10 protein-coding genes are annotated in these 13,693 nt (G+C 55.5%); 4 read left to right on the top strand and 6 right to left on the bottom strand.

Features of this window, described 5'->3' with window-relative positions; genetic code table 11:
• The first annotated feature begins 10 nt into the window (after positions 1–10).
• Together FAP39_RS03910 and FAP39_RS03905 are read left to right on the top strand one after the other, a co-directional pair.
• Complete coding sequence (locus FAP39_RS03910) at positions 11–1,444, top strand: NAD(P)(+) transhydrogenase (Re/Si-specific) subunit beta (protein ID WP_138015077.1); 1,434 nt, start codon at positions 11–13, stop codon at positions 1,442–1,444.
• Positions 1,445–1,697: 253 nt separating this feature from the next.
• The gene (locus FAP39_RS03905; RefSeq protein WP_138015076.1) at positions 1,698–2,978 is read left to right on the top strand and encodes a DUF3422 family protein; all 1,281 of its coding nucleotides are present in this window, start codon (positions 1,698–1,700) and stop codon (positions 2,976–2,978) included.
• On the opposite strand, the gene FAP39_RS03900 is transcribed toward FAP39_RS03905, so the two are convergent.
• From FAP39_RS03900 to FAP39_RS03885, 4 genes are all read right to left on the bottom strand, one after another.
• Positions 2,914–3,975, bottom strand: a complete 1,062-nt coding sequence (locus FAP39_RS03900; protein WP_138015075.1) for a YeeE/YedE family protein — start codon at positions 3,973–3,975, stop codon at positions 2,914–2,916. The genes FAP39_RS03905 and FAP39_RS03900 overlap by 65 nt on opposite strands.
• A 197-nt stretch (positions 3,976–4,172) precedes the next feature.
• Entirely contained in the window at positions 4,173–5,123 is a 951-nt protein-coding gene (locus FAP39_RS03895) for an ABC transporter permease (RefSeq protein ID WP_246058922.1), read from the bottom strand.
• Positions 5,116–6,123, bottom strand: coding sequence for an ABC transporter permease (locus FAP39_RS03890; RefSeq protein ID WP_138015073.1), 1,008 nt, complete (start codon positions 6,121–6,123; stop codon positions 5,116–5,118). Before FAP39_RS03890 ends, FAP39_RS03895 begins: the two co-directional genes overlap by 8 nt.
• A 72-nt stretch (positions 6,124–6,195) precedes the next feature.
• Positions 6,196–7,896 (bottom strand): peptide ABC transporter substrate-binding protein, encoded by a 1,701-nt coding sequence (locus tag FAP39_RS03885; RefSeq protein WP_138015072.1) that lies wholly within the window; start codon positions 7,894–7,896, stop codon positions 6,196–6,198.
• A 271-nt stretch (positions 7,897–8,167) separates the two neighbouring features.
• Between FAP39_RS03885 and FAP39_RS03880 the strand changes: the two genes are divergently transcribed.
• Positions 8,168–10,003 (top strand): ABC transporter ATP-binding protein, encoded by a 1,836-nt coding sequence (locus FAP39_RS03880; RefSeq protein WP_138015071.1) that lies wholly within the window; start codon positions 8,168–8,170, stop codon positions 10,001–10,003.
• 193 nt (positions 10,004–10,196) lie between these two features.
• Entirely contained in the window at positions 10,197–11,378 is a 1,182-nt protein-coding gene (argE, locus tag FAP39_RS03875) for an acetylornithine deacetylase (protein ID WP_138015070.1), read from the top strand.
• On the opposite strand, the gene FAP39_RS03870 is transcribed toward argE, so the two are convergent.
• Both FAP39_RS03870 and moaA read right to left on the bottom strand, forming a co-directional pair.
• Entirely contained in the window at positions 11,375–12,664 is a 1,290-nt protein-coding gene (locus FAP39_RS03870; RefSeq protein WP_138015069.1) for a 3-deoxy-D-manno-octulosonic acid transferase, read from the bottom strand. The two genes, argE and FAP39_RS03870, sit on opposite strands and share 4 nt — an antisense overlap.
• Positions 12,664–13,668 (bottom strand): GTP 3',8-cyclase MoaA, encoded by a 1,005-nt coding sequence (gene moaA / locus FAP39_RS03865; RefSeq protein ID WP_138015279.1) that lies wholly within the window; start codon positions 13,666–13,668, stop codon positions 12,664–12,666. The genes FAP39_RS03870 and moaA overlap by 1 nt, the downstream gene beginning before the upstream one ends.
• Positions 13,669–13,693 lie beyond the last annotated feature (25 nt).

Genomic DNA, 13,693 nt, shown 5'->3' with positions numbered 1-13,693 from the left:
GTAGGGACACATGGAATTCGGATTTACAACAGCGGCCTATGTGGTCGCAGCGGTTCTCTTTATCCTGTCTCTGGGCGGTTTGAGCGGACAAGAAAGCGCAAAGCGCGCGGTATGGTATGGCATCGTTGGCATGGCGCTGGCGGTTGCGGCGACGCTGATTGGCCCCGGTGCCGGTCTTTGGTTGCTGTCGATTGTTCTGATCGCCTGTGGTGGCGCCATTGGGTATGTCGTGGCGACACGTGTTCAGATGACCGAGATGCCCCAGTTGGTTGCAGCGATGCACTCTCTGGTGGGTTTGGCAGCGGTATTTGTGGGCTTTATCGCACATATCGAACTGGGCAACGTGCTGGCAATGAGCCCTGAAGCACGCGAAGGTCTGGATGGGTTTGCGGGCCTTCTGGCGCATAAATCACATGTCGAGATCAATATCCTGCGCGTTGAAGTGTTCCTTGGCATCTTTATCGGGGCGGTGACCTTTACCGGCTCTGTGGTGGCCTATGGCAAGCTGGCTGGCAAATTGACGTCTTCGGCGACAAAACTGCCGGGCGGTCACATGCTGAATGCAACTGCAGCAGGTATCTCGCTGATTTCGCTGATCTGGTACTTTAACACGGGTGGCTTTCTGCCGCTGGCGTTGATGACACTGATGGCGCTGTTTATCGGCTATCACCTGATTATGGGTATCGGCGGTGCGGACATGCCGGTGGTTGTGTCGATGCTGAACTCGTATTCGGGTTGGGCTGCGGCGGCGATCGGCTTTAGCCTTGGCAACGATCTGTTGATTGTTGTGGGCGCGCTTGTCGGTTCGTCTGGTGCGATCCTGTCTTACATCATGTGTAAGGCGATGAACCGGTCGTTCATCAGCGTGATCCTTGGCGGCTTTGGCGGTACAACAGGTCCTGCAATGGAAGTCGAAGGCGAACAGATCGCGATTGATGCGGATGGTGTGGCGACTGCTTTGGAAGAAGCGGACAGTGTCATTATCATTCCGGGCTATGGCATGGCTGTGGCGCAAGCCCAGCAAAACGTCGCAGAGCTGACACGTCGTTTGCGCGCGAAAGGCAAAGAGGTGCGTTTTGCTATTCACCCCGTTGCTGGTCGTTTGCCGGGTCACATGAACGTGCTCTTGGCGGAAGCCAAAGTGCCATATGACATCGTGATGGAGATGGACGAGATCAATGACGACTTCCCCACAACGGACGTTGCGATTGTGATCGGGTCCAACGACATCGTGAACCCAGCCGCCCAAGAAGACCCAAACAGCCCCATCGCTGGCATGCCGGTTTTGGAATGCTGGAAGGCGAAACAAGTGTTCGTCAGCAAACGTGGTCAGGGGACTGGATATTCCGGTATCGAAAACCCGCTGTTCTTCAAGGACAACACCCGCATGTTCTATGGGGATGCTAAAGCATCGTTGGATCAGCTTTTGAATATGATCCAGTAAGTGGTCGAAAGCTTATTCCGAAAAGGCGCCCTTTGGGGCGCCTTTTTGCATTCTATGGCTTGCGTGGCCGTTGATGTCGCAGACTGTGGCGAGTTTTACGAGCAAACCCGTGGCGCAAAGATGCAAGTTTTGCGTGGAATAATGGGGGGTTGGCTGTTTCGTATACCATGGTATTCACGTAACATATTGAAATAAAACATTTTCTTTACAAATTTTGTGATCTTGCTAGGGTGCCGGAAACTTGGAGTTGAAGATGTCTGGCTTTGCTGACCACCCCCTGCGCTATAAGTTGACCAACGAGCTTCACGCGCGCCCGTTTCCATCGCTTAAGGCGCCGTGTACTGCGGTGTTCTTGGCTGTGAAACAGCCCAGTGATGCCGTTGGCCGCGATAGAAGCCAAGATCTGGCGCATCTGTGCGCGCTGTTGGATCGGCACGGCGCACCACATCCTCAGCCCAACGCCACACATTATTCTGGCGACATCGGACGCCACAAGCTCAAGTGGGAACAGCACACCGAGTTTGTGACCTATACGGTCTTTACCGAGGGCTTGTCGGTACGCCCGTTTGATCCCGCAGAGTTCGAGGTGTTTCCCGAAGATTGGCTTGCAGCCATGCCCGGTGTGCGCATGACGTCGGCCTTGGTTCGCGTCGAAAAACGCAGCAAATCGGAAAGCTTGCGTCAGAATCTGAGTGACTGGTTTGTGCCAGAAAGTTTGGCTGTCTCTGATGTTTTGGATGGGGCCGCCGTTGTGGCCTCCGACTTTCGGATCAATCCGGCAGGGCATATGCGGATGGCCGTGTTTGTATCGCCGGAAACTGGTAAGCGGCGCGTCGGACGTATTGTTCAACGGTTGTGCGAAATCGAAACCTACAAGAGCATGTCGATGCTTGGGTTTTCCAGAGTGCGAGCGATGTCACCGCGTCTTGGCGCGCTTGAGGGGCGTCTGACCGAGTTGATGGCGCATATCAGCGGCACAGACGAAGGGGCCGAGGTGACCTTGGACAGCTTGCTGCAGGTGTCAGCCGAGTTGGAGAGTCTGATCGCGGAAACGTCGTTTCGGTTTGGCGCAACCGAAGCCTATGAGACAATTGTGAACCAAAGGATCAAGGTGTTGCGCGAGGAACGCCATGACGGGCGCCAAAGCTTTGGTGAATTCATGATGCGACGGTATGATCCGGCGATGCGCACCGTCAGTTCGACCAAAGGGAGGCTGCAGGCGCTGGCGGATCGGGCTATTCGGGCAGGGGATTTGCTGCGCACCAAGGTCGATGTGTCCAGATCGGCGCAAAATCAGGCGCTGTTGGAAAGCATGGACCGCCGGGCGGATCTTGCCCTGCGTCTGCAAGAGACGGTCGAGGGGCTGTCGGTGGTTGCGATCAGCTATTACGCTGTGTCGTTGGCGTCATACGCCGCCTATCCCTTGGCAAGCCTGATGGGCCTAACCAAGGGAGAGTTGACTGCGATCCTCACTCTGCCGGTAGTGGCCGTGGTGTGGTGGATGGTGAAGCGGATTCGATCTCGAGTGCACTAAGGATACGTTGGGTTATCAGGGCACCGCCCGCAATCGCCGCAATCGCGATAATCGCAGAGACCGAAAGGGTTGGGATGCCCGAAAGACCAGCCCCCACGGTGCAGCCGCCTGCCAATACGCCGCCAAACCCCATGAGCGTCCCACCCAACAGATATCGTCCGGTTTGTGCGGGGCTTTCAAAGCTCTGCCAGCGAAAGCTGCCAAAGACCAATGCTGCAAGCAGGCTGCCCAAGACAACACCACCGATGAGGCCCGTGCCGAAATTCGCACTGACGGCGGATGACGCGATGCCATAGAACAGGCTGTCAGATGCGGTGGATGTGAACGCAAGGCTTTCCATCGCAACCGGATCAAAATCATCATACAGCACGTATCCGGTGCCCACCCAGCCCAGTGGCACAAGCGCGCCGATCAAGGCGGCAAGCCCCAGAGTTGTAACGCGATTTCCAGAGCGGAACGCGACGATCAGCGCCCCAAGCACAATCAACCCGCTCCAGATAAGGGCCGATCCTGGAAGGGCGGCGGATTCGATGGACCAAGTAAAGCCGCCGAGCGTTGTACGCAGGGGCGATAGGATACCTTTGAGTGTCGCATGCGCCACAAACGCAAAGACCAACATCACGATCAGGGCACGTAAGTTTCCGGATCCCGCCAGCACAGTCAGTCGCGATGCACATCCTCGGGTCAGAACCATTCCGGCGCCAAACAATACCCCGCCCAAGACAAGCGCGGGAACGGCAATATCTGTCGTCATAAAGCGGTGATCGTCAAAGCTGATCAATTCGGCGTATACTGCGGCCTGCGTGCCTGCGACAGCGACGGCCAGAGCCATCAGCCAGACACCCATCGCGGCGCGACGGTCGTCACCGACCAATCCACGGCGGAAACAGAATTTGCTGCGCTCAGCCAACAGGCCAAATGCGACGCCCAATCCCAATGCAAAGAACACTGTGACTTCTGGAGCGGTGAAATTTTCGAAACCAAGGGACTCAAACATGGCAATGACTCACTTTTTGGAATTTTTTCCCACATGGAGACAAATTCAAATGCGATCAAGTGTTCTCGATGTGCTGGAGTACGGCGATGATGGGAAATTGTTCTGGATGTGTTGGTGTCCGGATGACCCTGTTCCACCTTCTGGCGATGGGCGGTGCGTTAAATCTGACAGCGCGGCGCGCGATGATGGAATTGTTCTTAATTTCTCGATCGCCTGTGACTTCGCGGATCAAAGGCATCCCGCAGACCATCCCCCAAATAGTTGACGCTTAGCACAGTTAGAGAAATCGCGGCTCCGGGTAAGATCACCCGCTCGGGGTACTGATCCATGCGTTGCACGGAATCCGCGAGCATTTTGCCCCACGTCGGAAAATCGGGTGGGAACCCGAACCCAAGAAAGGACAGCGCACTCTCGGTGATGATTGCGGTTGCAAGGCCAAGCGTGGCCGAGACCAGAATAGGCGACAGGGTGTTGGGCAGCAGGTGCCGCCAAATCAAGGCAAACGGCCGTGTGCCAATAGAGCGGGCCGCCAGTATGAAATCCTGTTCTTTGAGGTGGAGAATTTCAGATCGCACAATGCGTGCGGTTTGCATCCACGAGGTCAGGCCAATCACGGTTACAATCAACACAAACATCCCTGCTTCAGGGCCGAATTGCGCTCTGAGTGGGGCCCGAAACAATGTCGCCACCAGCAACAACAGCGGCAAAATTGGCAACGCCAGCACCAGATCGGTGAGCCGCATCAGCGGTCCATCCAGCCATCTGAACAATCCTGCCAGAATACCAACCGTGGTACCCACCAACAGCGCAATACACATCGCGACGGCGCCAACTGCCAAAGATGTGCGCCCGCCGACGATCAGATTGGCCAATGCATCCCGCCCCAGAGAATCCGTCCCAAGCGGGTGGGCCCATCCGACTTTGGCATCCGTATCCCATAGCAGCGTGTAAAGCGGGCGCATATTCTTGTTGCGAATATCAAGCGCTTGCGGGTCTGTCGCCCAAAGCAGATCCCCAAGCAAGACCCCAAGGATGATGAACATAAGAATCCCGCCGCCGATCATCGCCCCTTTGTGTTTGCGAAACGCACGCCATATGCGGGGCCATTTCCCATGTCTGTTGTGTGATGCAGCGACGGGATCAGTCATACCTAATCCTCGGATCAAGCACGCCATAGAGAAGATCCGCGATCAGATTGAACATGACAATCAGAACCGCGATGAGGAAGGTCAGAGTTTGCACACTGGGCAAGTCATTCGCCAGCAAGGCATTCAAGAGCTGGTCACCGATCCCGTTCACCTTAAAGACCACCTCGGTGATGATGGCCCCACCGAAGATTGAGGGTAACCCCAGCGCAATGGCTGTGACCACCGGAATAAGCGAATTGCGCAACGCGTGCACATACACGACTTTGCGCTCCGGCAGGCCTTTGGCGCGTGCGGTACGGATGAAATCTTGGTGCAATACGCTGAGCATCGAGGCGCGCATGTATCTGCTAATTTGCGCCATTGCTTGCAGGCTAAGCACAAGAACTGGCAGAATCATTTGGCGCAGTTGCACCAGAAAGCTCTGCCAATCGTGCACCGTATGTGTGGTGTCATACACGGATGGAACCCAGCCGAGCTGAACAGCGAACACCATGATCAACAGGGGACCCACGAAGAAGGGGGGGATCGAGAACCCCAACATAGACACAAATGTACCGGCCTGATCAAACAACGAATACTGGCGATACGCCGAATAAATGCCAATGGGCACGGCGACAAGCACCCCGATGACATAGGCCATGCCCACCACCCAGAGGGTCTGTGGTAAACGTTGCGCCACAGTATCCATTACCGGCGACCGTGTTTGCCAGCTGATCACGCGTTGCTTGCCTTCGGCAAACGTACTGCCAAAGATGTGGTCGCACAGAACTTGCGGCTCGACCCAGAACATCTGAACCAGCCATTTCCAGTATCGCACATGGGCAGACTCGCCCAATCCCAAGGCTTCGCGCATGTTGGCCCTAACCTCGGGCGGCACGCTTAGGGGGACCTGCGCCAGAGGGTCTCCGGGGGCCAACTCTAGAAGCATGAAAATCACCGCGCTTATGAATACGAGCGCGGGGATGGCCATGCCAAGGCGTCTAAGCGTAAAGGTGAACATGTCGCGGCCTCTAGGACGTTGTGCTTGGGGATGCAAGCAAGGGTGCCGTCATAGATACGCGCCTGCCACCGGTCACTCGATACGGTGCCAATCTGCGATGTTCCACAGCTCGGAGTCCCACGAGTTCATCAAAACACCACCGAGGCTGTTGGCGTGGGCCGAGACCCGACCCCGATCAATCAGGGGCACAACCACATAGCTGTCCTTGGTCAACATATCATTCATGCGTTTTGCAAGGTCATAGCGTGTCTCAAGGTCGGAGGTTTGGCTTAAGGTGTCGATCAACGTATCATAGGCGGGATCACAGAAACGATTGATGTTCTCCCCCTGCCATTGGCGGGATGGCTTGGGTTCATTGCCACAGCGATACATGGCAAGATAGGTTTGCGGATCGGTGCCGTCATAATTGTTGGCGTGCATTGCCACATCTGCATAGAACTTTTGAAACGTGTCAGGGGAATTTGCGTCTGCCCCGAAATAGATCGATGCGTTGATGTTTCTTAGTTCGGTTTCGACGCCCAATTCATTCCACCAGTGTTTGATCAGAGCCTGAAACTCCTGCCGGACGTTATTCGTTGATGTCTGGAACAGAATTGACAGCCGTTGCCCATCTTTTGTGCGTACGCCATCCGTGCCGCGCACCCATCCGGCCGCATCAAGCAGACGATTGGCACCTGCAATGTCCTGTGTCAGGCACGCGGTGTTGTCTGATGCGTAATAGGCAGGGCCAGGAACCAGATTGCAGGTGGGACGCCCGGTGGGGCCATATCCGATCTCGACCAAAAGACTGCGATCAATTGCCATGGACAGCGCTTTGCGCACATTCATGTCGGTCAGGAACGGATGTGGGGCTTCGCGTGTGGCGCGAATGTTTTTGTCCAGATCGGGGTTGGGGTCGGTAAGGTTCATCTCAAGGCGTTCGACCGTGGTGCCAAAGGCTGCGATCGGCTTGCCAATGCCGACATCCGCCATCTTTGCCAAGACATCCGGTGCCAATTGCAAATTCCACGCATAGTCGAATTCACCGGTTTCCAAGACCGCACGTCCTGCGGCCGTGGCATCGCCGCCGCCCTTGAGGGTGAGCGTTTCAAACGCGGGTTTGGTCGCGTCGCGATAATTCGGATTGGCCTCGAACGAGATCACATCGTTAGGCCGGAATTCCTTTACGGTAAACGGGCCGGTGCCAATGGGAGCAAAGTTCTGTGCCACACATTCGATGGCACGTGCGCCTAGGCAGTCCTGAAATTGTGCCTTTTGCAGGATTGGAGACTGTCCGCCCATGAATGGGCCGTATGGATTGGGGCGCGGGGCGGCGAAATTAACTTTTACAGTATAGGCGTCAATGATTTCGACAGTTTCAACACCGTCGAACTTGGCCAATTGTGAACACCCTGCGTCTGGATGCATACAGTAATCAGCGCTGAACTTCACATCTTCTGATGTGACAGGTGTTCCATCTGACCACATCAAGTCGGGTTTGAGGGTCCATGTGATGGATGTCAGATCATTGGCGACACCACCGTTGGCCACCGTCGGGATGTGCTGCGCCAGATAGGGCACCAATGCGCCGTTTGGATCATACCGGCCCAATGGTTCCAGAACCAAAGAGGCGGCTTCGTTGTCTTTTGCGCCACCGGACTGGAACGGGTTCAACGTTGAAGGGGCTTGCCAAAACAGAATTTTGACATGCCCATCACTTCCGCGCTCGGCCGTGGCTGTAGAGGCAAAAAAACAAACGGTTCCAAGACTTAACAAAGTTGACGAAAGCTTCATGCGGTGCTCCTTGTGGGGCGCGATTATCAGTACGTGATAGCGGTTGCCATCATGGGGTGGGGACAGATCAAATAATCCAGCGCGTAAGCACAAGATCAAAACCCGATTTCCCCAGTTGTGCCTATCACAGACTATGGGTGCTCTAAATGCAACCCTTGGGTGAGGTGAATGGCATGTGAACGGGGGCATTGCAAACACCTGTTTGACAGTGCGATTGACCTGACGATAGCGTCTTGAGATGCGCTTCATTGCTTGAGTAAGGTTTTGACTGATGTCTGATACTGATCTTTTGACGATCAAGAACCTGTCCGTCACATTCCGAACCGACGATGGCGGGGCGGACGCCATTCGAGATTTCTCGGGCCGGGTGCATCCGGGTGAAACGGTGTGCATCGTCGGAGAATCCGGATCGGGTAAATCGGTGACATGTCTTTCGGTGATGGGGTTGGTCGCTTTTGAAAATGGGTATGTGCATGCCGGACAGATCAATTTTACCAAACGCGACGGCACTCAGATCGACCTCGCGCAGGCCACGCAACGCGAGATGCAAAATATACGCGGCAATGACATCGGAATGATTTTTCAAGAACCGATGACCACGCTTAATCCTGTGTTTACAATTGAACGACAACTGACCGAAGGCATCAAGCTTCATCAAAACCTCACCCACAAGCAAGCAAGAGACCATGCGTGCACTTTGTTAGAGCGCGTGCGTATTCCGTCGCCGGAGCGGTGTTTGACGCAATATCCCCATGAACTATCTGGTGGGATGCGCCAAAGGGTCGTGATCGCGATGGCTTTGGCATGTAAGCCGCGACTTTTGATTGCAGACGAACCAACAACTGCATTGGATGTGACCAATCAGGCCGAAATCATCGCGCTTATTGACGAACTGAAACAAGAAACCGGTGCGGGAATTATTTTTGTGACGCATGATATGGCCGTGGTGGCCCAAGTCGCCGACAGGGTCATTGTGATGCGTGACGGACTTGTGGTGGAAGAGGGGACTGTGTCTCAGGTTTTTGAGGCTCCGCAGCATCCATATACACAGTTTCTACTGACCTCGGTGCCACGGCTTGGGGATATGACAGGCACGGATGAGCCAAGGCCGCTTGGAGCAGATGGGCCCTACGCGTCGACTGAGGGCATCAAGGCTCCAAATTCGACGCCGCTGTTACGCGTGCGCAATTTGTCGGTTCGCTTTCCCGTCAAAGGCGGCTTGTTGCGGCGCGCTGTTTCAAACTTGCACGCCGTGGAAGATGTGTCGTTTTCTTTGGACGCTGGGCAGACACTGGCATTGGTCGGAGAATCCGGGAGCGGTAAATCCACTGTGGCGCGGGCGATTTTGCGGCTGACCGACGCTGATGAGGGCGATATCGAATTCGAAAATCAGAATCTGCGCAGCTTGCCAGCACGACACATGCGCCAGATGCGGCGACATATGCAGATGATCTTTCAGGATCCGTTTGCATCGTTGGACCCTCAGATGACCTTGCAAGATCAAGTCGCCGAACCGATGCGCAACTATGCTTCGCTTAGCGGGCGCGCCTTGCAGGACCGCGTTGCCAGATTGTTTGACCTTGTGGAACTTCCACAGAGCTTTCTCGGGCGGTATCCTCACGAACTGTCTGGTGGTCAACGCCAGCGTATCGCCATCGCGCGGGCTTTGGCGCTGGACCCCAAGTTGATTGTGGCCGACGAGGCCGTCTCGGCGCTTGATGTATCGGTGCAGGCGCAGGTGCTGAACCTGATGCTGCGGCTTCAGGCGGACCTTGGGCTCTCTTATGTATTCATCAGTCACGATATGGCGGTTGTGGAACGCATCAGCCACCAGGTTGGCGTGATGTACCGCGGGCGTCTTGTGGAAATCGGGACCCGTCGTGCCGTCCTTGAAACGCCTCAACATCCGTACACCAAGGCATTGCTGAACGCGGTGCCGGTTGCCGACCCCCGCAAGCGTCACAATATGGCCGGAAGTGCACACCCTCAGGCTCCGGCCTTGGTGCATCCGCAGGGGTTTGAGGTCACGCGGTCGCGCTACAAACGTGTTGGTGAAACGCATTTGGTTTTGGAAACTGACATCGGGTATGCGACAGGCATGGCCTGACAGATTGTGGTCATGGGGCGGGTTTATCTGATCTGGGCGCATCGGCGGTTTCTGGGCCCTAGATATTGGCGCGGGTGGACTTTGCATCGACAAACTGGTTTCAACGTGTTCGGTGAAGGTGCCGCGCGCAATTCGCGCGCATGAATTTCGCGCTTGCCCGACATGATCCGTGACCAGATGAATGGGATATACTATGACGAACCGCCTTGGACCGCGCGAAATTCTGGATGTGCTGGTTGGGTTTCCGACCGTGAGCAGCGACAGCAACCTTCCACTGATTGATTGGGTGGACACCTATTTGGCCAGCCATGGGATTCAAGCGCACCGACATTATGACGCGACGCAAGAAAAGGCATCTTTGTTTGCGCATGTCGGGCCGATGAAAGAAGGGGCCGTTCTGTTGTCTGGGCACACGGATGTTGTTCCGGTTCAGGGCCAGCCTTGGGGGACCGACCCGTTCACGGTGGTCGAGCGCGACGGCAAGCTCTTTGGGCGGGGCACCTGCGACATGAAGGGGTTCGATGCACTTGCGATCTGGGCCATGGTCGAAGCCAAATATGCTCAAGTGACGCGACCACTCCAACTGGCGCTTAGCTATGACGAAGAAGTCGGATGTCTGGGCGCGCCAGAAATGATTGACGCGATGCAGCCTGTTTTACCCAAGGCCAGCGCGGTGATCGTTGGCGAACCCTCGATGATGCAGGTCGTCACAGGTCACAAAGGCAGCTTTGGCTATCATGTGCACATTCAAGGGTTCGAGGTCCATTCGTCTTTGGTGCACACGGGCGTGAATGCCATCATGTATGGGGCCAAGCTGATTGAATGGGTCAACGATGTGAACGCCGCCAACATGGCACGCCAGCCCAGCGATGCCGCATCGATATTTACCCCCCCATTTACCACGGCGCATGTGGGGACAATCCATGGGGGAACAGCCCACAACATCACCGCCAAGGATTGTCACTTTGATCTGGATTTCCGTCTGGTACCAGATGAGAACATGACCCAATGGCGCGATGCCTTGTTCGCCAAGGTGGACGAGATCCAAGCACAAATGCAGGCGGTTGTTCCGTCCACAAAGATAGTGCTCCAGCAAAAATTCCACATTCCGGCCCTCGCGCCAGAAGACCAAGGCACAGCTGAGATGCTCTTGCGCCAGTTGACGGGGGACAACGCCGCACAAGTTGTGTCGTATGGCACTGAGGGCGGACAGTTCCAAGAGGCGGGATATTCAGCCGCAATCTGTGGGCCGGGTCACATCGAACAGGCGCATCAACCCAACGAATATTTGACGGTTGCGCAATTTCAAGCGGGCCAAACCTTTATGGTGCGTCTCCTAGATCACTTGCAGTCCGATGTGGGACAGCGCCTCTAGCTCGGTTTGGTCTCGAGCAAATGGACAAGCGCTTGCATGACATCCGTACGTGTGTTGGCTGTCGATCGAACAAATTTGTGCGCAGACGTCTGAAGCTGCTGTAAGCGCGGGCTTGTCAAAAGATCTGCCACAGTGCGGCCGAGGTCGGACGCATCCTGCACTTCTATGCAGGCATCCTCAGCCAGCATATTTCCATAGGCCAATTCGAAATTGGCATACAATGGTCCTGTCAGGATGGCACATCCAAAATGAGCGGGTTCGTAGGGGTTATGCCCGCCGACTGGCGTGAATGATCCGGCCACAAACACGATCGGCGCCAAATGGTACCACAGACCGGTTTCACCCAGAGTATCGGCCAGATAAACCTGAGTGTCTTTGGTGATGAGGTCGCCGGTGCTGCGTTGTGCCACGTGCCAGCCGTCTCCACGCAACTGATCCATAAGGGTCTCTGCGCGATCAGGGTGACGTGGCACCAGTACCAACAGGCTATTGGCGTTTTGTTCACTGACAATCTTGTGTGCCTGCAACACTTTCTCTTCTTCGCCGGGATGGGTCGAACTGGCCACCCAAACGGGGCGTTCTGCAAACTGTTCACGCATCTTTTTGGCTTGTGCTGCATCAAATGGCAGCGGGTTTGAGGCGGCCTTCATATCGCCGCTTGTGCGCGACCGTGTGCTTGGTGCACCGAGCGCCTCAAGGGCGTGACGTGTGATATCTGCTTGGGCGAGGATCACATCAAAACGGCTCAGCAGGGCCCGTGCTGTTTTCGGAAGCTTGGCCCATTTTTCCAGCGACCGTGCGGACAGGCGCGCATTGATCAATGCCAATGTGATATGTCGGTGGTGTGCTTGAACGATCTGGTTTGGCCAAATCTCGCTTTCGACAAAGATCGCAAGGTCCGGTTGCCAGTGTGACAGAAATTTGCGTGTGGCTTGCGGTGTGTCCAACGGCGCGTATTGATGTATACATTCGGGCGCAAGGCGCTGGGCGGCAAGGGCTGCCGCGGTCGCCGTGGTTGTGGTCACCAAAACCGTGCCCTGTGTGGTCAGGTCCGTGATCAATTCCAGCACGGACAGGAACTCTCCGACGCTGACTGTGTGTATCCAGATCAGTTTGCCCTGAGGGCGCGGCGCTGTCGCCGCGCCAAAACGTTCGTTGATGCGCGCCGGGGCAATCTGTGCGGCCAGCATCTTTTTGCGGATTTTGCGTTTCACAAACGGGGCCGCCAAAGCGGTCGCGCACGCATAGACGTGATAGGTCAGTGTCAAACGCTCAGGATTTGGCATCAACCGCCCGTGTGGCTCATGTGACGCGACATCTGACCGTCGGCTTTTTGACGGGAATAGTCAAAATCATGGCCCTTGGGCTTGAGCGCGATAGCAGCACGAATGGCATTTTCCAGCGTGTCTTTATCTTGTGGGGCGCGCAGCGGGTCGCGTAAATCGACCATACCTTCTTGACCAAGGCACATATAAAGCTGTCCTGTGCAGGTCAGGCGAACGCGATTGCAGCTTTCGCAAAAATTATGTGTCAAAGGGGTGATGAACCCGATTTTTTGACCTGTTTCCTCAAGACGGACATATCGGGCGGGTCCGCCTGTGCGTTCGGTCAAATCCGTGACCGTATAGTGATCACCAAGACGCGCCCGCAGGTCCTTGAGCGGCCAATACTGGTCGATGCGGTTTTCTTCCCCCATGTCCCCCATTGGCATGACTTCAATCCATGTCAGATCCATGTCCCGGCTGGCACACCATTCGGTGATTGCGATCAATTCGTCTTCGTTGAACCCCTTCAGGGCCACCGCGTTAATCTTGACGCGCAGTCCCGCATTTTGTGCGGCGTCAATTCCGCGCAAGACTTGGGGCAGGCGGCCCCAGCGTGTGATATCGGCAAACTTGGCTTCGTTTATCGTATCAAGCGAAATGTTGATCCGACGGACACCAGCCGCGTAAAGGGGTTGTGAAAAGCGTTCGAGTTGCGACCCGTTGGTGGTGACCGTCAGTTCGTCCAACGCACCGCTTTCCAAATGACGGCCCATATTTTCAAAAAAACTTAAAATACCGCGGCGCATCAAGGGTTCGCCGCCCGTGACTCGCAACTTTCGCACGCCCAAGTTCACAAACTCGGAACAAAGCTGATCCAGCTCTTCCAATGTCAGAAGCTCTTTCTTTGGAAGGAACGTCATGTTTTCGGACATGCAGTACTGACAGCGGAAATCGCATCGGTCTGTGACCGAGACACGCAAATAATTGACAGTACGATTGAAGGGGTCGATCAACGGTGTATTCATAGTGCTATAGGTAGTGACAGAATGA

Source organism: Shimia litoralis, from assembly GCF_005518135.1.
In the GTDB taxonomy this organism is placed as follows: domain Bacteria; phylum Pseudomonadota; class Alphaproteobacteria; order Rhodobacterales; family Rhodobacteraceae; genus Shimia_E; species Shimia_E litoralis.
This window is presented reverse-complemented; position numbering and strand designations above follow the sequence as displayed.

Bases quoted from the DNA above. Each gene is read 5' to 3' on its own strand.
- FAP39_RS03890 (WP_138015073.1), bottom strand. From the start codon at position 6,123: ATGTTCACCTTTACGCTTAGACGCCTTGGCATGGCCATCCCCGCGCTC.
- FAP39_RS03880 (WP_138015071.1), top strand. From the start codon at position 8,168: ATGTCTGATACTGATCTTTTGACGATCAAGAACCTGTCCGTCACATTC.
- FAP39_RS03905 (WP_138015076.1), top strand. From the start codon at position 1,698: ATGTCTGGCTTTGCTGACCACCCCCTGCGCTATAAGTTGACCAACGAG.
- moaA (WP_138015279.1), bottom strand. From the start codon at position 13,668: ATGAATACACCGTTGATCGACCCCTTCAATCGTACTGTCAATTATTTG.
- FAP39_RS03895 (WP_246058922.1), bottom strand. From the start codon at position 5,123: ATGACTGATCCCGTCGCTGCATCACACAACAGACATGGGAAATGGCCC.
- argE (WP_138015070.1), top strand. From the start codon at position 10,197: ATGACGAACCGCCTTGGACCGCGCGAAATTCTGGATGTGCTGGTTGGG.
- FAP39_RS03900 (WP_138015075.1), bottom strand. From the start codon at position 3,975: ATGTTTGAGTCCCTTGGTTTCGAAAATTTCACCGCTCCAGAAGTCACA.
- FAP39_RS03910 (WP_138015077.1), top strand. From the start codon at position 11: ATGGAATTCGGATTTACAACAGCGGCCTATGTGGTCGCAGCGGTTCTC.
- FAP39_RS03885 (WP_138015072.1), bottom strand. From the start codon at position 7,896: ATGAAGCTTTCGTCAACTTTGTTAAGTCTTGGAACCGTTTGTTTTTTT.
- FAP39_RS03870 (WP_138015069.1), bottom strand. From the start codon at position 12,664: ATGCCAAATCCTGAGCGTTTGACACTGACCTATCACGTCTATGCGTGC.